This window comes from Aestuariivivens insulae (genome assembly GCF_022662195.1).
In the GTDB taxonomy this organism is placed as follows: domain Bacteria; phylum Bacteroidota; class Bacteroidia; order Flavobacteriales; family Flavobacteriaceae; genus Aestuariivivens; species Aestuariivivens insulae.
In genome coordinates, this window is sequence record NZ_JAKMCS010000007.1 from 64,885 (window position 1) to 91,701 (window position 26,817).

Consider the following 26,817-nt stretch of genomic DNA (forward strand, 5'->3'; position numbering starts at 1 on the left):
AGATATGTTAGAAAATAAATTAAACAGATTTAAAGTAATTGCGGGAGCACTGTTCTTTATAGCAGCGTTTTATTCATGCGAAGAGCTTGTGGACGAAGTACCTATTAGTGAGTTAAGTCCAATTAGCTTTTATGAAACTAATGAACAACTATTGGCTGGCCTTGTAGGGGCTTACGATGGTATGCAGGGAACTTATAGAGATAAGACATTCTTCTGGGGTGAATTCAGATCAGATAATCACCAACCATTCCCGTCTGGTCAAGCACAGCAAAACAATTTAGAAATCGTTAATAACGATATTACCCAAGGCAATCCGGGATCAAGATGGGATCGTTTCTATTTTATGATAGACAGAGCCAATCAAGTTATTGTTAACGCACCTAATGTGCCAAGTTTGGATGAAAGCTTATTGGCAGAAGCATTGGCAATTAGAGCAAAGGCTTATTTTGATGCCGTAAGAGTTTGGGGAGATGTACCTTTATTTACAGAACCTGTACAAGTATTAGCAGATGCGACTAGACCGGTAACCGATGCTAATACTATTATGAATGAGGTGGTTATTCCAGATATGCTTCGTGCGGAGGAATTAATTACACCGCAATCGGATGATTTTAGATGGTCTAAATCCAGTATTTACTGTTTGCAGGCAGATGTGTATATGTGGTTAAAAGATTATGCCAAAGCAAAAGAAGTTTTAGATGCTATGGTAGCTTTAGGTACTCATAGTCTGGTGACAAGCCCACAAGCATGGGATGATATGTTTTACAATAATCCACCATTAGCGGCATTTCCTGAAGGTTTAGGTAAAATACAGGAAGGTTCAGAGCTAATATTTTCTATACGCTATGAAATTGAAGAAGAACGAGATGCGCCTGCGGGCTATCCAAGTAGAACCAGATGGAACCGTTCAGGAGTCATGAGCGCATTCTATGCTGGAATTCCATCTTTTGTTATGTCAGAGGCGATAGAAAACAAATGGCGTGAAAAATTCCCAGTTGTAGATTCGTTGTGGACTGAAAAATACCCTAATACAGACCCGGTATTAACCAGAACTGTTTTACAAGATGACGGAATGGGCGGAGTTATTGAGGTAGAAGAGCCTGTATATGGAGACTGGAGATATTATTTCACCAGACAGGGAAGGGTAGAAGGTTTTAACTCCGTAGAAATTGGAGAAGCAAGAACTGCTAAATGGCAGCAAACTAATTATAATGCTAATGACGATGACACTGATATTGTATTATATAGATATGCAGGAATGTTATTATTATTGGCTGAGGCTGAGAACCAATTGGGTAATGATGCAAGAGCATTAGAACTTGTTAACCAAATAAGAACAGCTAGACAGTTACCTACTGTGGATGCAACAGATTTTGGAGCTACTCAAGAGGAACGATTGAATTATATTTTGGATGAGCGCCAATTAGAACTTTTTGGAGAAGGTAAAAGATGGTGGGACTTGCTTAGAAATGATAAACAATATGAGGTTCTAAACCCTATATTGGAGGCAAGACCAGAAGGCGTACCACTAACTGAAGATCGTTTAGTTTGGCCTATTCATATAGACCATTTAATAGAGAATCCTTTATTGAATCAAAATCCTGGATACATTAATTAAAAAAAAGGTAATTATGAAAAAAATTATAAAACAAAATGTTATTCTAATGCTGTTAGTAGGTGTTATCCTTACGTCATGCGATTTAGAGTTACAAGAAAGCTTCGATTTTGTGCCAGAAGTAGATTTGACTGATCCTTTCGCCGATATGACGGCTTGGGAGTACATACAAACAAGAACGACCTTGAATGATGAAGGGAAATTGAGTGGTGAAGAACTCAATTATATGATCGCGGCTATAAAGAAAGCAGGTTTTGAAGAATATTATAATCAAACAGCAGATACTACTAGAACTTATTTGTTGTTGAATAATAATGCTTTTACAGGCAATGGTGACATAATAAGCATGGTTACCGGTTCTGCCTCAGTTGCAGATGGAGAAACGCCTGAGCAAGTTATGGAGCGCGTGGATACACCTGAAAAACTGCATATATTAAGAAAAATTTTAAGTTATCATATTGTGGATGAGTATGTTGCTCAGGTACCTACCCTTGCAGAAACAAATGTTAGATATTACTTTCCAACGTTTCTAACAATTTATGATTCTTCTATACCAGAAGAAGATGGTGTTATTTCTTTTTACAGAAGAGAGCGTTGGGAAATGAGAGTTAACTATGCGCCATCAATTCTTCCGAGTACGGCAACTTCGGGTGGCTGGAATGAGCAAGTTAGAAACCACAACTATGTATTTAATAATGGCATTGGTCATTATTTAAATGATGCTGTTAGGAACAGACCGTATTAATTTATATAGAATATCTATAAACCAATCAATTTTTACAGTAGATTAAGATAGTTTAGTTTATAGTAGTTTGAGTTAGTCATTGCTCTTCATTATAAATATTATTTTATGATGGAGAGCTTTTTTTAGTGAAACCCTATTTTGATAAGTTGCAAAGTAATGAAATCAAAATAGTTGGTTGAACTCTTGCCTGCTGGCAAGCAGGAATTCTGCTGGAAAGCGGAATTTATTTCCTAAATACTTTGCACATTCAGGACAGTGCAGGATAAAGTAAATGCATTTTTGGTTTAGCTTTATAAATTATTATAATCTTTAGCTTATTTTTATGTCAAGAGCTAAAATTATTTGAAAAAAATCTTTAACAGTAAATTAAAGTTTAATGTCTAAAATCAAAGTTTTATTCGGACTAATTTTATCAATTGGAAGTTTAAACATTATTCTTGCTCAAGAAAAGCCTGACAGTCAGAACGAGTCGAAGCCTAATATCATATTTATTCTAACCGATGATCAACGCTTCGATGCTATTGGATATGCAGGAAACCAGTTTGTTGAAACGCCAGAAATGGATAATTTGGCCAATTCAGGGACATATTTTAATAAAGCTATTGTCACTACGCCAATATGTGCGGCAAGTAGAGCAAGTATATGGACGGGGCTTCACGAAAGAGCGCATAATTTTAATTTTCAAACAGGAAATGTTCGGGAAGAATATATGGCAAACTCTTATCCGACACTATTAAAAAACAATGGCTATTATACAGGTTTTTATGGTAAATATGGGGTGCGATATAATGATTTAGATAAGCAGTTCGATGAATATGAATCTTATGATAGAAATAATCGATTTAAAGATAGAAGAGGATATTATTACAAGACAATAGATAATGATACCGTTCATTTAACTAGATATACAGGGCAACAGGCTTTAGATTTTATCGATAAAAATGCATCAAACAACAAACCTTTTTGTTTGTCGCTTAGCTTTAGTGCTCCCCATGCCCATGATGGAGCGCCGGAACAATATTTCTGGCAAGAAACAACCAACGGTCTTTTACAAGATGAAACCATTCCTGATCCTGAATTAGGAGATGACAAGTACTTCTTGGCACAACCAAAAATTGTACGAGAAGGGTTTAACAGGTTACGTTGGACCTGGCGTTATGATACGCCAGAAAAGTATCAGCATAGTTTAAAAGGTTATTACAGAATGATTTCAGGGATTGATTTAGAGATAAAAAAGATTCGTGAAAAGTTAAAGGAAAAGGAGATAGACAATAATACGGTTATCATTTTAATGGGCGATAATGGTTACTTCTTAGGAGAAAGGCAGTTGGCTGGTAAATGGTTAATGTATGATAATTCCATTCGTGTCCCTTTAATTGTTTTTGACCCTAGAGAGAACAGGCACCAAGATGTAGATGATATGGTACTGAACATTGATGTTACCTCTACTATTGCAGATTTGGCAGGTATAAAAGCCCCAGGTTCTTGGCAAGGCAAAAGTTTAATGCCCATAGTTAGGCAAGAAACAAATACAATTGATCGGGATACCATTCTTATTGAACACATTTGGGATTTTAGTGAAATTCCACCGAGTGAAGGGGTTCGAACCAAAAAATGGAAATACTTTAGGTATGTGAACGATAAGACTATTGAAGAACTTTACGATTTGGAAAAAGACCCTCAAGAGGTTAAAAACTTAATTGGGAAGAAAAAATATAAAATAGTGGCCGATGAGTTAAGGGCCAAGCTGGATGAACTTATCAAGAAAAACAGTGACCAGTACAGGGCGGCCCCAACAGATTTGACGGTGGAGTTGATTAGGGAACCAGCTAATGAGGTTAAAATATTCGATTTAAAACCTGAGTTTGGATGGAGCGTACCCTTAGCATCTAAATTTCAATCGGCCTACCAAATTCTTTTGTCCTCAAGTAAAGCAAATATCGATGCTAATAATGGTGATGTTTGGGATAGTGGGCAAGTGCGCTCAACAATATCAACAAATGTAGAATATCAAGGAAAGAATCTTGAAATAGGCCAAGCCTATTATTGGAAGGTAAGAATATGGGATGAGGAAAACAGACTAGTAGATTACTCTGTAGCCCAAAAATTCACAACGGGTAAAAGCGATGGTTATATCATCTCAACGGAGAATAAATATAGTATTGAAAAGATAAACCCTATAAAATTTGAAAAGCGAGGCGATCATTATTTTATGGATTTTGGAAAGGCTGCTTTTGCAACGGTTAATTTTAACTATAAGGCTAAAACGCCCCATACGATAACGGTAAGAATTGGCGAAATGTTAGACGATAAAGGGAATGTCAACACAAGACCTCCTGCAAAGAGTAATATCCGGTACCAAGAAATCAAGGTTGATGTAGGGCCGGGACAAACACAGTATCAAATTAACATTACGCCAGATAAGCGAAATACCTTGCCTTATAAAGCCATTGCATTGCCCGAAGGGTTTCCTGTGCTAATGCCATTTAGGTATGCAGAAATTGAAGGAGCGAAAGTCACCATAAATGCTGAAGATGTAGTGCAACTGGCACATTTTAGTTATTGGGATGAGCAAGCGAGTCATTTTGAGAGTAATAATGATATTTTAAACCAAGTATGGGATTTATGCAAATATTCCATTAAAGCTACAACTTTTAATGGCTTATATGTAGATGGGGAACGTGAGCGTATTCCGTATGAAGCTGATGCCTATTTAAATCAATTAAGTCATTACAATACCGATAGAGAATATGCCATGGCTAGACGTACCATAGAATATTTTATGGAGCACCCAACATGGCCTACCGAATGGCAACAGCATGTAGCGTTGTTAATATATGCAGATTATATGTACACTGGAAATACCGAACTAATTGAGCGGTATTATGAACCTTTGAAGTATAAAACGCTTTACGAATTATCCAATGAAGATGGGTTGATCACTTCTACTAAGGTGACCGAAGAATTTATGTATAAACTTGGCTTCAAGCCAGGTTACAATAAGCCGTTAACCGATATTGTAGATTGGCCCAATGCCAATTTTATGAAAAGTGGAAATAAAGGTGAGCGTGACGGGTTTGAATTTAAACCTTACAGTACAGTTATCAACGCTTTCTTTTATGAGAACATGAAAATCATGGCGGAATTTGCTAAGATTTTAGGGAAAACACAAGAGGTCTTGGACTTTCAGTTAAGAGCAGCAAAAGCCAAAAAGGCTGTGAACGAACAAATGTTTGATAAAGAACGCGGTATTTATGTGGATGGTATTGGTACAGACCATGCATCGCTCCATGCCAATATGATGCCATTGGCCTTTGGTTTAGTGCCGGAGGAGTATTTTAATTCGGTTGTGGATTTTGTGAAATCTCGTGGGATGGCTTGCAGCGTTTATGGAGCGCAGTTCTTGATGGACGGGTTATATAATGCAGGGGAAGCAGACTATGCATTAGAGTTATTGGCCAGTACAGCAAAGAGAAGTTGGTATAATATGATTAGGGCAGGCTCAACAATAACCTTAGAGGCGTGGGATTACGATTATAAGGTGAATTTAGATTGGAATCATGCTTGGGGCGCTGTTCCTGCTAACGCAATACCACGAGGATTATGGGGCATAAAGCCTAAAACACCAGGTTTTGGTATAGCCACTATAAAACCGCAGATGAGCAAACTTAAATCTAGTGAAATTACTGTGCCCACTGTTAGAGGTGCTATAAAAGGAAAGTACACTTATAATGGTGATAGATTACAAACATATGAAATTGAAATACCTGGTAATATGGTAGGTGAGTTTTTATTGAACGATGTAAACGGAAAAGATTTAATACACAATGGTGAAAAAGTACCACCGGCATTTGAATCTATAAGGTTATCCCCTGGTAAACATATCATACAGCTTAAAATAAATTCGTTTTAGTAATTAATGGAGCAACGTTTATTAATACTGTTGTTAACCTTTTTTGCTTGTTTCAGTTGTAAAGAACAAAATGAAATAAGAATTGATGGAGAACTAAAAAAATGGCATCGCATTACACTAAATTTTGAGGGGCCTGAGACCAGTGAAATGGATGTCGATAATCCGTTTTTAAACTACCGTTTGGATGTTACCTTTAAAAATGGAGCAAAAACTTATATAATACCTGGGTTTTATGCGGCAGACGGCAATGCAGCTGTAACCAGTTGTACGTCAGGTAATGTTTGGCAAGTGCGTTTTACGCCAGACACGGTCGGTAATTGGGTCTATTCTGTGTCCTTTAAAAAGGGTGAAAATATTGCTGTATCCCAGGTCGTATCAGGTGCTTCAAGTGCCGGTTTTATGGATGGGAACACAGGAACTTTTACTGTTACCGAATCGGACAAAACAGGAATTGATAATAGAGCAAAAGGCCGTTTGCAATATGTTGGAGAATCGTATTTAAAATTTGCCGACAGTCAAAAGTATTTTATTAAGTTAGGGGTAGATGCTCCAGAAAATTTATTGGCTTACAATGATTTTGATATGTCTACAAATGCCCTCGGCTTGCAAAAGGATTGGCAGCCCCATGCAATGGATTTTGAGGAAAGAGCATCTCCTTATCTTTGGCAGGGAGGAAAAGGAAAGAACCTTTTAGGAGCCATAAACTATTTGGCTAGTGAAGGGCTGAATGTGTTTTCATTCTTAACCTTTAATGTAGATGGAGACGATAGAAATATATTTCCTTATCTATTAAAAGTGCCAGTTGAAGAATATGAACTCTATGCCAGTATAAAAAAGAACAAGGATGCATGGGGTACCATGTTCCATAGAACCCGATTTGATGTTTCTAAATTGGACCAATGGGAACGGGTTTTTGAATATGCTGAAACAAAAGGTATGTTTTTGCATTTTAAAACCCATGAAACAGAAACAGACCATTTAATGGATAAAGGTGTTTTTGGTATTGAAGGCAAACTTTATTACAGGGAATTAATAGCTAGATTTGGTCATCATCTTTCAATGAATTGGAACTTGGGAGAGGAAAACAATCAACCGATTGAAGAAGTGAAAAAGGTGGCCCATTATGTGTCGAATTTAGATGCTTATAATAGTCATTTGGTTATTCATACCTTTCCAAATCAGGATGACCGATATGCAAAATTAGTTGGCAGTCAATCCCCTTTAACAGGAGCTTCTTTGCAATTAAGTCACCCAGAATTTAGAGATGTGCATTCACGTGTTTTGAAGTGGCGAGAAAAATCAAATACCACTGGTAAAAAATGGGCTTTAGCAGTTGATGAACCAGGAAAAGCGGATATTGCCTTGCTGTCAGACGACGAGGATCCAGAGCATAATTATGCCAGGTCAAGAGCCATGTGGGGAACCCTTATGGCGGGTGGTTATGGCGTAGAATGGTATTTTGGTTATGCAAGTCCTAATTCCGACCTAACCTGTCAGGATTTTAGAAGTCGTGATATGTTCTGGGATCAAAATAAGTATGCTCTAAACTTTTTCAACAAGAATATTCCTTTTTGGGATATGGAGCCAAATGATTCCCTAACCCTTGATTCGGTATCGTACTGTTTCGCTAAACAGGGTGAAATATATGTGGTTTATGCTGAAAGTAATGCTGATAAGATCAAGTTGGATATAGGTGCTTCAGGAAACATATTTGAAATAAAGTGGTACGATCCAAGAAACGGAGGTGGTTTACAAGATGGTTCAATTGCATTAGTAAAAGCAAATGGATCTGTTGATTTGGGAAGACCTCCAACAGCCCTGGACAAAGATTGGGTGATTTTGGTTAAAAGAAAATAATCTCAAATATATGTTAGGATATTTTAAGACTATGATGTGCGGAGTCTTGTTATTCCAATGGATAATTGGATCGGCCCAAAAGACGGAAAGACCATTTATTTGGGTGTCCCAAAGCGATAGAGAAGAAATTTTAAATGAAATTGAAACCCAAGACTGGGCGAGATCGTTCTTTAAGGGGTTTAAGGAGAGATTAGACTCTAGCATTGTTTTGCATAAAACTTCACCTTATAAATTTTTAAAAGAGCTACCTTTTAATTGGTCAATTCAAAAGAAGGAGGGAGTGCCTCCTTTTAAGACCATTACAAAATTTGATGGGACTACAGCAAAGGACAGATATAATCTCAATACATATTTACAGGTTGGAATTGATAGTGGTGTTATGTACTACTTGACAAATGAGAAACGTTATGCGCAATGTGCGTTAGATGTACTGTATAATTTTATTGAGGCTTTAGTTCAAATGAAGCCATCAATCCAACGGGGAAATGGAGGATGGGTATATCCAAACGATCATTTAAGGGAAGCCCGCGTAATAGGGGCGCAGTTGCCCATTATTTATGATTTTATAGGATCCTTTCTTGAAAAAAATAAGAAGGCATACAGTGTTGGAGCAAAAGATTATAGGATGTTCTCAGTTGAAAATGCTCAAAAGGTCTTTCTTACTTATGCCAAACTTGCCGTTGAACATGGACATACTGGATCTAATTGGTCGGTATTGGAATCATACAGCCTAGTACAAAATGCTTTGGCCCTGAATGACTTGAAATTACGGCAACAGTATTTAAATTATTATTTAGTGGATGGAACAGATACACAGGATGCCCTTCCAGATATTGGGGCAAAATACAAAAAGGAGGGAGATGTGTTTCCAGAAACATCACAATACTCTAACGGAGTGGCCTCGTATACTACAACCTTAATGTACATGCTAAATAAATATCAACCAGATTTAAGATTAGGGAAAAAGTACTATAATATCCCTTTAGCCTTGGATAGATGGAATGCGTTGCGTTTTCCAAATAAAGAGATCATTAGATTTGGAGATGGACACCGGAAGTTTCGTACATCCTATGTTTCTTATGATATGGCTTATTTGCTGGGACAACAAGATAGTGTTGATAAGCTTAAGGATAAATATGGTCCATTATTATCAAAGGGCATTGTAGAAGGATCTTATGATCGAGGAGCCGTAGGGAGACGATCAATGAGCGTTACAGTTTATACAACCCCATTACGGTTGCTTTGGATTCGAAAAACCAAAGATTATAAATATGGACCTTTTAAAGAACCAAGAACCGATAAATTCACCCATGCAGGTGTTTATTTGCAAAGAAATTTAAGTGCCACCCAAGATCCAAATTATGGTTTAATGTGTTTTGTAGGTGGAGCGCATATGGTACATGGCCATGCCAGTGGTATGGATATGGAACTTTATGGGGTAGGAGAGGTGTTAGGTGTAGATCACGGCCGGGGCAAGTATAGAACCAATTTGCATGAAAATTACTCGAGGTTATTTGCAGCCCATAATTCAGTAATTGTAAATGGAGCCAGTCAGGGTGAAGGCGGTTGGGTAAACTTGGGCATGAACAGCACTCAATTAGTAGCTATGGAGCCAAAACCAAAAGAAAAGGCTGTATCACCAAACTACTCATTTACCAGAACACATTTTGTAGATGATAAAGGCGATAAAGCAGAGGCCGTTCAAGATCGTACTATGGCCTTGGTAAGGACGTCACCTACCACAGGGTACTATGTAGATGTTTTTCGTTCAAAATCTTCATTGCCAAATGAATATCATGACTATTTGTACCATAATATCGGAGATCAGGTAACGTTTTTAAATGACGATTTAGACTTGAATCCAGATGAGAATAGATTTAAGGCTAATGCCAATGCAGAGCATTTGTACAATAAAAAGTTTAGGAATCCTGGATGGCATTTTTTTGAAGACGTAAAATCATCGGGGATATATGAAAAAAATGTTAATGCGACCTTTAAAATTTCGAGATTATTAGATGGTAAAGATAGGTCAATGCATGTATTTATAACAGGGGATAGTAATAGGGAGTATACTGTGGTTAATGCGCCAATTACATTTGAGGCTCCTGTCCCTTACAATCGAAAACCTACACCAACAATAGTAATACGCCAAAAAGGAGAGGCTTGGACACAACCTTTCGCAGTGGTTTACGAACCGTCATTAAGTAAAACTCACCAAGAAGGTATACAAGCCGTCTCTAAGTTGGAAAGTAATGGTAATTTTAAAGGAATTGAGGTAGTTAGTAAGATCAATTCTAAAAAGCTTACGCAAGTTATAATTAGTCAAGAGTCCAATGCCCTTTATGAAAATAAAGAACGGGATATAGAATTTATTGGGGCTTTTGCCATTATTACCTTCGATAACAATAATAACCTGTTGGATGTTTATATGGGGCAAGGCACACAATTAAGAGTTAAAGACGTTAGCTTTAAATCAAAGGGTAAAAGCCCTGGATCTGTTTTTGTTGACTTCAAAGAAGAGATTCCAAGGATAGTATCTTCAAACAATGCGGAGGTGAAACTTAAATAAGTTCTCCAAATATTTCTAAGGATACATTTGTCATTTTTACTGTTTAATACCAATTCTAACTTAAAATTACTCACTAAAACTTGCTCTTTTTCACCCAAACATCAAAATAAAACTTAACTTAGCTTAGGCTAGGCTTGCGTTTTCTTTTTCGCTTAGATAATACCAAATCCACCATAGAACACCGCTAATAATCAATTTCTTTTTCTACTTATACTTCGTTGAAAAATAAAACCGTAGCTAATGCTATGCTTTGATTTTTCGCCTCACATAAGTGAAAAATAATCTTAACTCTATATGTTGCATTTTATAATAGATTTGGTATAAAAAATTGCTGCGTTTTATCTGGGAAATTTCAAATAAGAATTGGTATAAATAGCACGTGCAGTATAGTGCAGGACAGGTTTTGGTAAATCCTATTTTATCTTTAAGCTTTAAATTTCATCTCTGTAAAGTAAATGAATACGGTCAATTGGGGAATTATTGGATGTGGCAATGTGGCCGAAGTTAAAAGTGGCCCTGCTTTTCAAAAAGTAAAGCACTCTGCTTTAATATGCGTGATGCGCAGAAACGAAGAAAAAGTAAAGGATTTTGCCAAAAGGCATAACGTGCCAAATTATACAACCAGTGTTTCTAAATTGGTTAATGATGAAAGGGTGAACGCTATCTATATTGCAACCCCGCCTTCTTCACATTTACACTATACATTACAGGCCATTCAAGCAGGTAAAAGTGTGTATTTAGAAAAACCAATGGTGTTACATAGCAAAGAAGCCCATATACTTTTAAAAGCATTGAATAAAAGCAATGTAAAAGTTACGGTAGCGCATTATCGTAGAAATTTACCTTTGTTTACTGAAGTGAAATCATTATTAGGTGCTAATGTAATTGGAAAAGTAGCTTCGGCAGAAATTGAAATAGCGCAATCGCAAAGTGCAAATTTAATAGCCAAAACAGATGAAAATTGGAGGTTAGATCCAGAAATTTCAGGTGGTGGCTATTTTCATGATATAGCACCGCATCAAATAGACTTAATGTGTTATTATTTTGGAGATGTAGCCAAAATAAAAATAAATGCTATTCATGATAGTATGTCACCAAGTGATATGGTGAGTGGTGAAGTGGAATTTGAAAACGGCGTTCAATTTAAAGGAAGTTGGAACTTTGCTGCTTCAGAAGACAGTGACAGATGTACAATTACTGGCGAAAAGGGGACCATTACATTTTCTTTTTATAGTGATGAGATTAGGGTTGAAACAACAGAAAAAAGAGAAACTTTTAAGTTTCAAAACCCAAAGCATGTACAGCAACCTATGATAGAACAGGTTGTGGGGTATTTTTTAGGCGAAAATGAAAATCCATGCTCGGTAGAAGAGGCCGCAGTGGTAACTGAAATTATGGATGCATTTTGTGGAATTGATTACTAGTTGTGAATATAAATTTTAAAATATCAAATGGAGTTGTAATTGCAATGTTGTTAGTTGTAACATCTTTAAGGTCTCAAAACCCCATAGTTCCAAACATAGGGCTAAATGATCCGCATATTCATATTTTTAATGACACCGCTTATGTTTACGCTTCACATGATACAGCTATAGATAATGACAAGTTCATCATGGAAGATTGGTGGGTGTGGTCATCGCCCGATTTAGTAAATTGGACGAAACGAAGTGTTTTAAGTCCTAAAGATACTTACATTGGAAAAGAATTTTCAAGATGTTGGGCTACCGATGCAGCTTTTAAAAATGGAAAATATTATTTCTACTTTTCAGAAGGCAACGAACAAACAGGCGTGGTAGTTGGCGATACTCCTATTGGGCCTTGGAAAGAGGTTTTAGGAAAGCCTTTGTTAAGTTCTAATTTAACACCTACTCACGAATATGATATGGCGGTTTTTGAAGACAATGGAGAGCATTACATCATCTTTGGCGTATGGGATTATTACATCGCAAAACTTAATAATGATATGGTTAGTTTAGCAGAATTACCAAAGAAAATTGAAATTAATAATCCCCGAGGGCCATATAATCCATACGGCGAAAATAAAAAAATGCCAACAGATGATAAGCCTTTTGTGCATAAATATAAAGGAAAGTATTATTTGTCATGGGGTTGTTTTTACGCCATGGCTGATAACCTTTATGGCCCTTATGATTATAAAGACACGGTTATTAAGGAAAAGAGTTTTGCCGAAGGTTTTGATGCACCCACATGGCCTAACGGCTTTTTACAAGGTCGTCATGGGTCTTTCTTTGAATGGCATAACCAATGGTATTATATATATTGTGACGTAAGTCAAACGGGAAATCGCTATTTTAGAGATAGCTTTATAAGTTATATTCATTACAAGGATAATGGTGAAATGGCAACTATAAGAGTTGATGGTATTGGAGTAGGCAATTATGATGCTAACGCTAGTGTGGAAGCAGAAGATTATTTTAAGGCCGAAGGCATTAAAAAAGTGGAAAACACTTTGGGAGGATTTTCAATACAGCCGTGGGCAGATCAAAGTTATGTTGTTTACCCGAATGTGAAAGGCTTGCATAATAAAACAATATTAGCGTTTGAGGTGTTGGCTAATACATCGGCTAAAATAGAAGTTAGAGAGGCTAGCCCTAACGGAAAACTTCTAACAATACTGGAAATACCTAAAAATGATAATTACACATTTCAAAAAAGACCATTCAAAATTAAAGATTTGAAGGAGGTTGTGTCTATTTGTTTTGTGTTTAAAACAGATGCTAATGAGTCCTTTGCAATAAATCGATTTGAATTCAAAAATTAAAACTATACAAACATTCAATACTAATGAGAAGATTACTTTTTTTAGCCTTACTGGCAATTTTTGTTTCCTGTGAAAAGGGAGCCTCTAATTCCAAAGATTATAAAGATGCTTCACTGTCTATAGAAGAAAGAGTTGAAGCACTATTGGCAAAATTATCTCTTGAGGAAAAAGTAGCACAAATGCGAATTTTTCATGCCAACATTGGTGTGAACCATAATGAAGATGGAAGTCTTAAACTTTCCGATAGGGTGGTGGAAAAATTAAAATTAGGAATTGCCGGTATAAAAAATCCAGGTGAACACATTGATGCAGTTTCGGCGGCAAAATTCAATAACGAACTTCAAAAGTACATTATTGAAAATAACCGATGGGGCATTCCTGCCTTATTCGTAACGGAATCTTATAATGGTGTTGACGCTACTGGATGTACTAAATTTGGGCGTCCTATGACATCGGCAGCAACATTCAACCCAGAGCTTGTTCAAAGACAATGGGATGTGGTTGGACGTGAAGCCCGTTTACGCGGGATGCACATGTGCCACTCTCCTGAAGCTGACTTAGTACGTGACCCAAGATTTGGACGTATGAGTGAGGCTTTTGGTGAAGATACTTACTTAACAACGCAAATGGTTAAAAATGCCATTATAGGTGTACAAGGAAATTATGAAGGTTTAGGTAAAGGTACTCATATTGGTGCTGTTGCTAAGCATTTTGCAGGTTATGGGCAAGTATTGGGAGGTTCCAATTTTGCCGCTATCGAAATTTCTCCAAGAACTTTAATAGATGAAATATATCCGCCATTTGAAGCAGCTGTTAAAGAAGCTAAAACGTTGGGGATTATGGCATCCCATGGCGATATTAATGGTGTGGCTTCCCATGGTAATCCAGAGTTGCTTACTGGTGTTTTGAGAGACCAATGGGGCTTTGAAGGGTATGTGGTTTCAGATTCTAATGACATTGCACGTTTACATTATTTTATGAATGTTGCCGAAACCCCAGAAGACGCAGCGCGTATGGGCTTGGAAGCTGGTATTGATATCGATTTATATGCTGAAGATTCGTATGCTTACCTGCCAGAAATGGTAAAGAAGAGCCCTGAATTAGAAACGTTGATTGATAGGTCTGTTAGACGTGTGTTGCGTACTAAATTCATCCTAGGTTTGTTTGATAATCCATATATCGATATTGAAACCGTTAAAAAAGGAAATAGAATGGAATCGTCATTGGAATTGGCAAAAGTATCAGATTTAGAGTCGGTTATTCTTCTTAAAAACGAAAATAACGCCTTACCACTTAACCCTAATAAGTCTACTAAAATTGCACTTTTGGGGCCACTTCTAAAAGAGAATACTAAGGCTATGTTCAAGTCCGTAGTAGAAGATAACATTACGTTTGTAGCTGAAAAAGGCTTTCATTTAACCGATGAAAAAGGAGGAGAACCAAAACTGTTGGAAAGAGATGGTAAAGCTTTGGATAACCTCGTAAATATAGCTCGAAGCTCAGATATCGTTGTTTTGTTTTTAGGAGGTGATGAGTTTACGTCAAAAGAAGCCTTCTTTAACCATGCTTTGGGGGATAGAGCAACAATAGACCCTGTAGGCCCACAGGATGAATTAGTAGAACGCATAAAGGCTTTGGGGAAACCCGTTGTTGTAGTGCTAAAACACAGAAGAACTTTATCTATCAATACCATTGCAGAAAAAGCTGATGCCATATTAGATGTGTGGGATTTAAGTGAGTTTGGAGATGAATCTACAGCACGAATTATTTTTGGTGAAGTGTCGCCATCAGGAAAATCACCAGTTACAATACCAAGATCGATTGGGCAGTTGCCATTTCATTATAGCATGAAAGAAATAAACTATAAAAAGGAGTATTTATTCCTTGACAAAGGACCATTGTATCCGTTTGGACATGGTTTAAGCTATGCCAATTTTGAGTATTCTGATATTAAAATTTCAAATTCTGAAATCACTCCAGGTACTGAATTGGAAGTAAGCGTAACAGTAACCAATACAAGCGATGTAAAAGCCAAAGAGGTGGTTCAAATGTATATAAAGGATGAAATAGGTTCTGTTACTCGTCCTGATAAAGAATTAAAAGGATTCCAGAAGATAGAATTTGATGCTGGAGAAAGTAAACAAGTAGCTTTTAAAATAACGCCTAAAATGCTGGAATTTATAGGTATTACAATGGAAAAAGTTTTGGAGGCTGGAGATTATACAGTAATGATCGGGACGTCTTCAAGAGATTATTTAAAAACAACATTTAAACTAAAAAAATAAAAACATCATGAATAAAACCATTATAACATTAGTAGCAGCAGTATTAATGTTCAATTGTTCTACTGCCCAGAAGGTAGTGGAAGTTCAAGCTATTTATAAATCTGATGTGAGAACCTCTATGGTTAAGGCATTAGAGTGGCAAGAAACACATCCAATTTTCGCTATTTCACCAACAGATTGGACAGCAGGAGCATACTATGTGGGAGTAGCACGAGCCCATAAAGCAACCAAGGATATGATATATATGGCAGCTTTAAAGAATCAAGGTTACTGGAATAATTGGCAAACCTATAAACGTTTACATCATGCCGATGATGTGGCTATCTCATATAGTTATATTTATATTGATAAATACGCTGGTAGACGGAATTTTGTGGATTTAGAACCAACCAAGAAATTCTTAGATGCGCATCTTTATGGTGATGATGAGTGGAAGGCAGGTACTGATAAAAGCAATATGGGCAAGACTATTTTGTGGTGGTGGTGCGACGCTTTATTTATGGCGCCTCCTGTACTTAATTTATATGCCAAACATACCAAGCAGCCTAAGTACTTAGAAGAGATGCATAAGTATTATATGCAGACTTATAACCAGTTGTATGATAAGGAAGAACAGTTGTTTGCAAGAGACATGCGTTTTGTTTGGAAAGGTAACGATAATGACACGAAAGAACCAAACGGTAAAAAAGTATTTTGGTCTAGAGGTAACGGTTGGGTATTTGCTGGGTTAGCATTGATTTTAGACGATATGCCAGCAGACTATGAGAACCGTCCATTTTATGAAAACCTGTACAAGGAAATGGCAGAAAAAATATTGAAGATCCAACCAGAAGATGGTTTATGGAGAACAAGTTTATTATGCCCGGAGTCTTACGACCACGGTGAGGTAAGTGGTAGTGGTTTCCATACGTTTGCTTTAGCTTGGGGTATTAATAATGGTTTGCTAGATAAAAAACACACGCCTGCTGTTAAAAAAGCGTGGAGTGCTTTAAAAGCTTGCCAGCATGAAGATGGTCGTGTAGGTTGGGTACAAAATATTGGCGCTTTCCCAGAACCGGCGTCAGCCGATTCTTGGCAGAATTTTGGAACTGGAGCATTTTTAATGGCGGGTAGTGAAGTTTTAAGTTTCGGTCAATAAACACTATATAAGTGAAGCGTGTTTACACAATTTTTATGGCTTGTATAGAAACATAAATAGACCTTTATGAATAAATTAGTTCCAGTAGTTTTAATAGTAATTTTGATTTTTGGTTGCCAATCCAAAGGAAGTGATTTGTCAACTACTGCAAATGCATTGGATTTTAATGAATTAAGGGGAGGGTTTAAGGATCCGTCTGTTATCTATCGCCCTGAAACTTGGTTTCATCTTAATGGTAACAATATTAGCAAAGAAGGCCTAACCTTGGATTTAGAAGCTATAAAGGAAGCTGGTCTTCAAGGGGTTCAATTGTTTAATAAGGCAGGACGATCTTATCCAGGTGTAAAGCCAATTAAAATTTTATCCCCCGAGTGGGAGGACATGATTCGTCATGCTGCAGATGAATGTAAGCGCTTAGGGTTAAAGTTTACTATGCAAAATTGTCCAGGCTGGTCTATGACCGGCGGACCTTGGGTGCCTGTTCAAGAGGCTCAACGCGAGATGGTTGAGTCGGAGTATCATGTTTCAGGAGGAATAAGGTTTAACGATACTTTAGAATTGGACAGCTTGTACCATACTCCTGATTATGATTATAAAGATATTCAGGTGTTGGCATTCCCAACACCAAAGGGAGCTAACTTGGAACCTTTTAATCCTTCAAGTATTGAAACTAACAATATTGTAGTTCCTTGGAAAGATATTTTCAACCCAAACTCAAAAATTATTGTTACCCGTAAATCAACCCAACTCGATAAACCACTTAAAAAATATAGATCACAAGGTATATCAAAAGTAAATAATGCAGATACTTGGGTGAAAACTAAGTTTGAAAAAGAGGTGACGCTTCGATCAATTGTCTTACCACAATTGAGGCATGTTACTATGGATAACCAATATCCAAGGATAGACGTTACAATTAATGTTGAAGCATTAATAAATGGTAAACTTGTTGAAGTGGCCAATTTAAATTTGCCAGATGCCAATTGGAATGACAGACGGAAGCACCTAACTTTTGCCATCCCTGAAACAACATCTAATGAGTTCTTATTTACCTTTAAAGGGAATCATAATTTAGCTCCAGAATTTATTCGGTTAAGTGCCAAACCCAAATTACACAATTATGAGGCAAAAGCAGGTAAAGTATTGAGAAGGCTGGAAAAAGGAGTGCAATATAATTATGCTGAAAATACGATAATTAGGTCTAATAGGATCATTAATCTAACTGATAAGATGAACATCGAAGGCAAATTAACGTGGGATGTTCCTGAAGGAGATTGGACAGTAGTACGTTTTGGTCATGTCAATATGGGCTTAACCAATAAACCAGCAGTTCCTGAAGCCACAGGTTGGGAATCTAGTAAGCTGGACAAAAAAGCTATTGAAAATCATTTGCGAAATGGTATGATAGGCAAAATGATACAAAATGGAGGGCCAATAGGTGATGGAAAATTGTACGGTTTATTAATTGATAGTTGGGAAAGCCATGTCCCAACTTGGACAATGAATTCACAAGATTTGTTCAGTGAATTTGAACAAAGGCGGGGATACAGTATGAAATCCTATTTACCTGCTACCATGGGGTATATTGTTGAAAACCATGAAGTCACCACTAAGTTTTTACGAGATCTTCGCCATACAATGGATGAGGTATACATTGATAATTTCTTTAAGCATTTTGCAACGGTAGCACATGATATGGGCGCTCTTGTATATACAGAAGGTGCTGGCGGAGAGGTATTGCCAATAGATCCTATGCGTTATTATGGCGTTAGCGATATACCAATGACCGAGTTTTGGTACCCTTCTGCACCTTCTGCACAGAATGAGTATGCCAAGCCTATTTATAATGCTGCCTCTGCAACACATTTATACAATAAACCTGTTTTGGCAGCTGAGGCTTGCACACAAGTAGGCGTTAAATGGAACGAACATCCATTTTGTGTAAAATATTTAATCGATTATAATTTCACTAAAGGGGTTAACCACTTGGTGTTTCATACATTTTCACATACACCACAAACCAATGTCTTTCCAGGGTCTAGTTTTGGTGGACATATTGGTTTTCCATTAGTGAGAGCACAGACTTGGTGGAAGTATATGAAGGATTGGACAGATTATTTGAGCCGTAATCAATACATTTTACAGCAAGGTGAATATGTTGCAGATGTGTTGTGGTATTACGGCGATCATTTTGAACGTCCACCATTCGATTTGGATTATTTTCCTGAAGGGTATCGATTTGATTATTTAAATACAGAAATTCTTCAAGAAAAGTTAAGCATGCAAAATAGTAAAATTCATGTTGAAAATAGTGGGGATTATCGCATCATCATGTTAAGGGATTCAAAAGAGATGTTGTTGTCTACAGCAAAGAAGCTAAAGGAATTAGTATTAACAGGTGCAGTTATTCTTGGTGATAAGCCTGTAGGCTCACCTAGTTTGATGGATGACGAAAATGACTTACAAGAACTTTATAAAATCTCAAATGAACTATGGGGAGAGGGAGCCAGTGGAGTTAAACCGATAGGAAAAGGTAGAGTGTATTGGGGTAAAACATTGGATGAGGTGTTGGAAGATGAACATATTGCACCAGATGTTATAGTTCCAGAAGATTTGGATATTAATTGGATTCACCGTAAGACAGGCAATGTCGATATCTATTTTGTAGCATCCAGAATGGATAAACCTGTTGACGCTACCTTAAGTTTTGGTGTTAGCAATGGCTCCCCACAAATATGGGATGCCTTTACAGGTGAACAACAAGCAGCTAAAATCTGGAATAAAGTGGACGGTAGAACCAATGTTGCTTTATCATTAGCTCCAAGTGGCAGTGCCATTGTAGTATTCGCTAAAGAAGAAGGAATTCCATATGCTACAAAGGTTGTTTGTAATGAGGATATTATTTTAAATTCGGAAAAAGGATGGTATCGCATTCATGAGGATGAACCAGCTGAATCTATCTCATGGAAGGGGGATAAACCATTAGTTACAAAATCAGGCAAATATCAGTTTTATAATGCCCAAGGGGCAATAGAGGAAAAGACTATTTCAGTTACAACTCAATTGCTACAGCACCAGTGGCAATTGCATTTTAATAAAGGATGGGGTACACCAGAAACGCTCAATATTCTAGAATTGATACCGTTAAACGAACTTCGGGATGAATCAGTAAAGCATTATTCAGGAACCGTGAACTATACAAAAACCTTTGTAGTAAATGAAAAAAGTGAATATGTCCTTATAGATTTAGGAGCTGTGTCCAATATAGCGGAGCTTTGGTGTAATGGTAAAAAGGTAGGTGTTAAATGGGCTCCTCCGTTTGTTTTTGATGTTTCAAAGGAAATACAAGACGGGGAAAATAAACTAGAAATTAAAGTGACCAATACTTGGCGCAATCAATTGATATATGATAATTTACGACCGGAAAATGATAAAAAGACTTGGACCACTAATCCACCACGAATGGATGAAACCGAATTGGAATCTTCTGGTTTAATTGGGCCAGTTATACTTAAATCTATACGATCAGAAGGAATGCCCAACAATTATTAATAAGTGAACCGATGTTGTATTAATTAGGGCTTGCATTTGTTTGAAAGACATGTTCATGCTGGTATAACCATTGAGAAATAAATATTAAGTATAGATGAAACGACGCAACTTTATACAATTATCGACTTTGACAGGAGTGGGCTTGTCATTACCAATTACGGGTCTATTGAATTCTTGCGCAGAATTCGCCAAACACTCCATAGAATACAAGAAGTTAACTTCAGGTCTATTAAAGGAATGGTGTGATGGTATGTTAAAAGTTCAAATTAAGAATCCTTCAAATTTAGAAGAACACGGGGCTTTGGGTTGTCCCTCATGCAGTCATATACATGGTAGGTGTATGGATGCAGTTTATCCGTTTTTGTATATAGCAGATAAAACAGGTGATAAAAAATATATAGAAGGGGCAAAATTGGTAATGCTTTGGGCCGAAAATAATGTCTCGCAGGAAGATGGAAGTTGGACAGTTATTAAAAACCCAAAATCATGGAAGGGGATTACTGTTTTTGGGGCCATTGCTTTGGCCGAAGCATTACAGTACCATGGTCATGTTTTAGATGAAGAAACTCGACTGGCTTGGATGGAACGATTAGCAAAAGCGGGAGAGTATATTTACAATACGTTTACTATCGATTTTACCAATATTAATTATCCTGGGACAGCGGTTTATGGATTGGATTTAATTGGAGACCTTGTACAAAGAGATGATTTTAAAGTAAAAAGTAAAACACTAGCGTCTGAAGTGAAATCTTATTTTACAACTAACGACAGTTTGTTGTTTGGTGAGTGTAAAAAGAGCTCCAGTAAACTAAGTGAAAAAGGCTTACATGGTGTGGATTTAGGTTATAATGTAGAAGAAACCCTAAATAGCCTCGTGATGTATGCTTTAAAACATAATGATGAAGAGCTATTGCTAATTTTAACCAAATCTCTCAACAGCCATTTAGAGTTTATGATGCCCGATGGGGGATGGGATAACAGTTGGGGTAACAGAATGTACAAATGGACCTATTGGGGCAGTAGAACTTGTGATGGTAGTCAACCTGCATTTGGAATGATGGCGCATATTAATTCTGCTTTTGGAACCGCAGCGGTAAAAAATACGGAACTGTTACAGCGTTGTACGGCAGATGGTTTAATTCATGGCGGGCCGCATTTTGTGTCTGCAGGAATTCCTCCATGCGTACATCATACATTTACTCATGCAAAACCATTAGCAGCATTATTAGACCATTGGCAGCATTTACCGGAAATTAATAAAAATGCAGAACTACCAAGAGCCACAGCAGATGGTGTATCACATTTTAAAGATTTAGATGTGTACTTATTTGCAAGAGGTGATTGGAGAGGTACCGTAAGTGCCTATGATGCCGAATACCATTATATGGAAGATTATCGCCAAGCTTCAGGTGGGGCTTTGGGTGTATTATATCATAACAAAGTTGGTCTGTTATGTGCCGCCAGTATGGCCCAGTATTATTTGGTGGAAAAAAATAATCAACAACCGCAACCAAATGAAGATATTTGTTTAACACCTCGCATTGAAACATTTAAAGATGAAGTTTGGTACACTAATTTATATGATTTGCCAGCAACAATTGCTTCAAAAGATGAAAACCAAACTATAGAATTGTTAGTAGATGTCAAACTAAAAAATAGTTATAGACAGGAAGTTGAAGAAACCGCTTCAAACTTTAAAATTACTTATAAATGCAATGCCGATGAAACGAAAATTGTTGTAAAAACAGATCAGGATATTTTGATGCCTACAGCTTTTGTGTTGCCTATTGTTTCTACAAATGATGAGGTGGTTACGAATGTTAGCAGTACTGAAGTTACCATTCAAAAACCTGAAGGAATAGTTACTATAAAAGCAAGTGAACCATTTAAAATGAAAGCGATTGTAGGCAAAAGAACCTTTAATATGGTTCCTGGTGTAGAGGCATTACCATTCGAATTCTTTTTTGATGATAGCAAGGAATTAGAAATTAAAATAGCAGTAAGCTAAGTTAATATACGGAGTTTCTAAATTGTCCTGGAGCCAAACCGGTTTTTCGTTTAAATAAACGATTAAAATAATAGGCAGATTCAAAACCAAGTTTATACGCAATTTCTTTTTGGGTCATTTTCGTGTTTAAAAGGAGTTCTTTGGATTTTTCAATCTTAAGCAATAAATAGTATTGCAATGGAGATATCCCGGTTTGGATTTTAAAATCCGATCTGAATTTAGAATAACTTACCCCTAAATCTATTGCTATGTTTAATAAATCTATTGATTGGTCAATGTTCTTATACATCATGCCCTTGGCACGTGACACCATGGAATTAAGGTGTTCAATATGATCTCCAGCGTTTTTTATATTATGCAATTCTGCCATAAGCTGAATGCACACCCCAGATGCTAAACGTTGGAATCCAAAAGGTTCTTCATCAAATAGTTTAAACAGGATATTGAAATGGTTTAAAATAACTGGTTTGTTGCATTTTGATAGGATTGGGGCGTCAGCAGTGAAGAATCCGTTTGAAAGAAACTGTTTGGCTATATCCCCAGAAAAACCCACCCAGCGTTCAGTCCATCCGGTTTTCTGCTTGGGCTTATAACGATGCCAAACACCGGGAAATAATAGAAATAAGTCACCATCCGAAACTTTTATTTTTCCGGTGGCCTTACTTTCAAAAGAACCTTCACCTTTTGTGATGAGCACCAAATGAAATTCATTCAAAACCCGCCCTTGTTCCCAAGTGAAAATATAGTTGTCAGGATGGTCCTTTGATGGATAAAGCGTATTTTTTTCAATAATAGTACGTCCTAAACTGTTGATGTAAAAGCCCCATTTTTTATCTTGTTCAAGAACAATAAGATATTTTCTGTACTTGTTTTTCATGTCATTTTGTGCAACAAATATATCAAAATGTCAATTTGATTTATGGGTTTAAATCAAGAATTTTATCTTCTTAAGTATTAATGTATAGTAATAAATAGGAAAATTTAATGTAGTGTATAAAGTCTTAATCAGATGAAATTACTAAAATGATACACAGTTAAAATAAAATCAAAAAATACTAATTTTAAATACAATGCAAAGCAAATTAACAAAATATCAATACAAAAAGATGTTAAAGCTGTTTCTTGTTGTTATGACGATGTCATTAATGGGGTGCGATACTAATTCCAAGGTTTCGTTAGTAGATCTTAAATGTGAATATCGCATAAATCCTTTGGGTATAGACAATACCAAGCCAAGATTTAGCTGGAAACTTATTGAAAACAACCAATCTAGAGGTCAAAAGCAAACCGCATTTCAGATTTTAGTATCGAGTGGCTTAGACAATTTAAACAATAATATTGGTGATTTATGGGATTCAGGAAAGGTTGAAAGCAATAAATCAGTAAACAACGTCTATCAGGGAAATACCTTGGAATCTTCAAAGCAGTATTACTGGAAAGTCAAGGTTTGGGATAAGGCTGGGCAGGCATCCAATTGGAGTGACTATGGTTTATTTTCAATGGGCCTTTTAAATAAAGAAGATTGGAAAGGCGCATGGATTTACAAAACCGACCAAAGAAAGATAGACCATAACTGGTATCGGAAGAACTTTGAACTTCAAGAAAAGGCTGAATCAGCCTTTGTGCATGTGGCCTCTTTTGGGTATCACGAATTGTACGTTAATGGGGAAAAGGTGACCAATAATGTCATGAACCCAGTATCGTCATATATGAAAAAAAGGATTCCCTATCTCACTTATGATGTTAAGGATTTTCTAAAAAAGGGAAAGAATGTTATTGGCGTATGGCACGCTGCTGGTTGGGCCAGATGGGACCGTATTAAAGAATACAGAAATCCGCCTTTTGTGTTTAAAGCGCAAGCCAATATTAAAACCAATAAGGAACATGTTAAACTTAGTACCGATGGCACTTGGAAGTGCAAAAAGAGCCATAGCTCCTATTACGGTGACTGGGATATCCTTGATTTTGGAGGAGAGACCATTGATGATAGAAAAAAGGAAGATGGTTGGAACACCATTGCCTATGATGACAGTAATTGGATGCATGCCGGTATTTACGACCACGAAACTTTAAATGCCAACCTAAAGGAAATAAATGAAACAGTGGTTGTCAAGGAAGATAAGTTAATTGGAAAGGGCAAGTTTAAAAACCGAAGATTCAGTCCAATCACAGCAGAATTAAGCGCCCAAATGGTAGAGCCTCAGGTGAAATACAAAGCCATAAATCCTATTGGTATAAAGAATGATAATAACGGTACCTATCGTATTGATATGGGCGAAAATTACACGGGGTTTTTCGAAATGAATTTATACCAGGGAAAGGAAGGGGACTCCATTTTATTTGAGATCAGTGACCAGACAGAAAAAGTCATGAACTGGGCACAGAAAAGTAAATATATTTATGGAAAAACGGGTGAAGGTAAATTTACCAATAGATTTAATGTGGCTGGCGGACGATGGATAACTGTTTACGGATTAAGTTATGAACCTAAACTTGAAGATGTAAAGGGCTATGTAATTACCAATGACCGTAAGCAAATAAGTAAGTTCCAATCCTCGAATGAGCAATTAAATCAGATTTATCAAATCAATTTAGATACGTATATCGCTAATACCATGGATGGTATTTTGGTGGATTGCCCACATCGGGAGCGTCGTGGTTGGGGCGAAGTTACAGTGGCTGCCATGTACGGCGATGCCCTGCCAAATTTTGAAAGTGGAGCATATATGGATCAATATTTACAGTATACGCGTGATGCCCAGATGCCAGATGGCCAGATTCGTGGTATAGTTAACGAGAACGACCGCCCTTTTTTAATGTGGAAAGCGAATAGCCCGTTAACAGTCTGGGAAACCTACCGAATGCTCGGCGATAAAAAGGTACTGGAAGATAATTATGAGTCCATGCAAAAATGGATGGATTGGATGTTTGAGAACTCAAATTACAATACCGGTGGGGCCATTATAGCAGGAGAACAAGGTGCCAGGGCATTTCCAGGCTTAGGAGATTGGTGTACGCCAAGAGGGAATTTTTGGACCAGTAGTAACTCACCAAATGCCTTACATTTCAATAATTGTATTTATGCCTATATGTTGGATAATGCGGTAAAAATAGCTAAGGCTTTAAATAGAACAGATGACGTGAAAGTTTATGAAGATAGATTAAAAGTACAGCGTAAAGCTACCCATAAATTATTCTATAACCCTGAAACAGGACAATATGTAAATGGCCAACAAGTTAATCAGGCCTTTGCATTGTTAGCTGGAGTAACGCCAGAGCAAGAAAGGAAAAAAGTATATGATAATTTAGTCGATAATGTACTTTATAAATTCCCCTATTACGATACGGGTAGTTCCGGACAGGCACTCTACACCCGCTATTTTATAGAATCTGGAGAGCGTATGGATTTAATATATGAGTTGCTTCAAGATATGCACCACCCCAGTTATGGTTATTTTATAAAACAAGGTAAAACCGTATGGCCAGAGCGCTGGTCTGCTGTGGGCGTGAGCCAGATTCATACCTGTTATACTGGAATAGGAGGTTATTTTATTAAGGGGTTTGGGGGTATCAGGCCTAATCCTGAAAGTTATGGGATGCAAAATATGATCATCAAGCCTGCATTGGTAGGAGACATATCCTTTGCCAATACTGAATATGAATCCATGTATGGAAATGTAGTAGTGAATTGGAAAAGGGAAGGGGAAGGAGCCAAGTTCCATATTGAAGTTCCAATAAACAGTACTGCAAAAATATATCTTCCGGCTAATAGAAGAGAAGACGTTAAGGAAGGTGAGGTTTTAGCCGAAAATTCAAAGGGAATAACCTATATAGGCAGTGAGAAAAGCGATGCCGTAGGGCAATATGTTATATTCAATGTAGTCTCTGGTATCTATGATTTAAGGGTTAAAGAGCTGCCAAAAGTTGAATTTCCACAACCATTAGGAAATCTAACAAATCTTACACTGTTAGGGCGAATGAATGCCTCCTCTATGTTTATTGAAACCGAAAAGCTACCAGGGTTTGAAGCTTTTAAGGCGAATGATGAAAATGACGAAACCAGATGGCTTGCCGATGGTGCCCAAAATCAATATTTAGAAGTAATTTGGGTGAAACCCCAGAGGTTCAATTCTGTAGTCATTAATGAAGTTGGCCATAATATATCAAAATACCTGATTCAGGTTTGGAAGAATAACAAATGGCTTAATGTGGTTGAGGGTAGGTCTTGTGGCGTAAACAAAATCCATGATTTTGATGCTGTTAAAGCTACCAAGTGTAGGGTTCTTATTGAAGATTCCAATGAAGCACCATCAATAGCAGAATTTAAAATATTTCAGAAAAACTAAAAAGAGA

General features: G+C 37.0%; 13 protein-coding genes. 12 read left to right on the forward strand and 1 reads right to left on the reverse strand.

Going from position 1 to position 26,817, the window contains the following annotated elements:
• Positions 1-4 precede the first annotated feature (4 nt).
• The 11 genes from MR062_RS10185 to MR062_RS10235 all read left to right on the forward strand — a co-directional run bounded on the left by MR062_RS10185 (position 5) and on the right by MR062_RS10235 (position 22,464).
• A complete protein-coding gene (locus tag MR062_RS10185; RefSeq protein ID WP_242204053.1) occupies positions 5-1,618 on the forward strand; it encodes a RagB/SusD family nutrient uptake outer membrane protein in 1,614 nt (537 codons plus the stop codon).
• Positions 1,619-1,664: 46 nt separating this feature from the next.
• Positions 1,665-2,360 (forward strand): hypothetical protein, encoded by a 696-nt coding sequence (locus tag MR062_RS10190; RefSeq protein ID WP_242204054.1) that lies wholly within the window; start codon positions 1,665-1,667, stop codon positions 2,358-2,360.
• 376 nt (positions 2,361-2,736) lie between these two features.
• Complete coding sequence (locus MR062_RS10195) at positions 2,737-6,273, forward strand: family 78 glycoside hydrolase catalytic domain (protein ID WP_242204055.1); 3,537 nt, start codon at positions 2,737-2,739, stop codon at positions 6,271-6,273.
• A gap of 6 nt (positions 6,274-6,279) precedes the next feature.
• Positions 6,280-8,130, forward strand: coding sequence for a DUF5060 domain-containing protein (locus MR062_RS10200; protein ID WP_242204056.1), 1,851 nt, complete (start codon positions 6,280-6,282; stop codon positions 8,128-8,130).
• A 10-nt stretch (positions 8,131-8,140) separates the two neighbouring features.
• Positions 8,141-10,699, forward strand: a complete 2,559-nt coding sequence (locus MR062_RS10205; RefSeq protein ID WP_242204057.1) for a heparinase II/III domain-containing protein — start codon at positions 8,141-8,143, stop codon at positions 10,697-10,699.
• Between the two features lie 455 nt (positions 10,700-11,154).
• Entirely contained in the window at positions 11,155-12,123 is a 969-nt protein-coding gene (locus MR062_RS10210; RefSeq protein ID WP_242204058.1) for a Gfo/Idh/MocA family protein, read from the forward strand.
• A gap of 44 nt (positions 12,124-12,167) precedes the next feature.
• Complete coding sequence (locus MR062_RS10215; RefSeq protein ID WP_242204059.1) at positions 12,168-13,481, forward strand: family 43 glycosylhydrolase; 1,314 nt, start codon at positions 12,168-12,170, stop codon at positions 13,479-13,481.
• Between the two features lie 23 nt (positions 13,482-13,504).
• Positions 13,505-15,766, forward strand: coding sequence for a glycoside hydrolase family 3 N-terminal domain-containing protein (locus MR062_RS10220; RefSeq protein WP_242204060.1), 2,262 nt, complete (start codon positions 13,505-13,507; stop codon positions 15,764-15,766).
• A 7-nt stretch (positions 15,767-15,773) separates the two neighbouring features.
• Positions 15,774-16,904 carry a glycoside hydrolase family 88/105 protein gene (locus MR062_RS10225; RefSeq protein WP_242204061.1) on the forward strand — a complete coding sequence of 377 codons (1,131 nt, stop codon included), beginning with the start codon at positions 15,774-15,776 and terminating at the stop codon, positions 16,902-16,904.
• A 66-nt stretch (positions 16,905-16,970) separates the two neighbouring features.
• Positions 16,971-20,456: a glycosyl hydrolase gene (locus MR062_RS10230; protein WP_242204062.1), complete on the forward strand. Its 3,486-nt coding sequence runs from the start codon at positions 16,971-16,973 to the stop codon at positions 20,454-20,456.
• Positions 20,457-20,550: 94 nt separating this feature from the next.
• Positions 20,551-22,464, forward strand: a complete 1,914-nt coding sequence (locus tag MR062_RS10235; protein WP_242204063.1) for a hypothetical protein — start codon at positions 20,551-20,553, stop codon at positions 22,462-22,464.
• Position 22,465: 1 nt separating this feature from the next.
• Here MR062_RS10235 and MR062_RS10240 read toward each other — a convergent pair whose 3' ends face one another.
• Positions 22,466-23,341, reverse strand: a complete 876-nt coding sequence (locus tag MR062_RS10240) for an AraC family transcriptional regulator (RefSeq protein WP_242204064.1) — start codon at positions 23,339-23,341, stop codon at positions 22,466-22,468.
• Between the two features lie 193 nt (positions 23,342-23,534).
• Between MR062_RS10240 and MR062_RS10245 the strand changes: the two genes are divergently transcribed.
• Positions 23,535-26,810 (forward strand): family 78 glycoside hydrolase catalytic domain, encoded by a 3,276-nt coding sequence (locus MR062_RS10245; RefSeq protein ID WP_242204065.1) that lies wholly within the window; start codon positions 23,535-23,537, stop codon positions 26,808-26,810.
• The last annotated feature ends 7 nt before the right edge of the window (positions 26,811-26,817 follow it).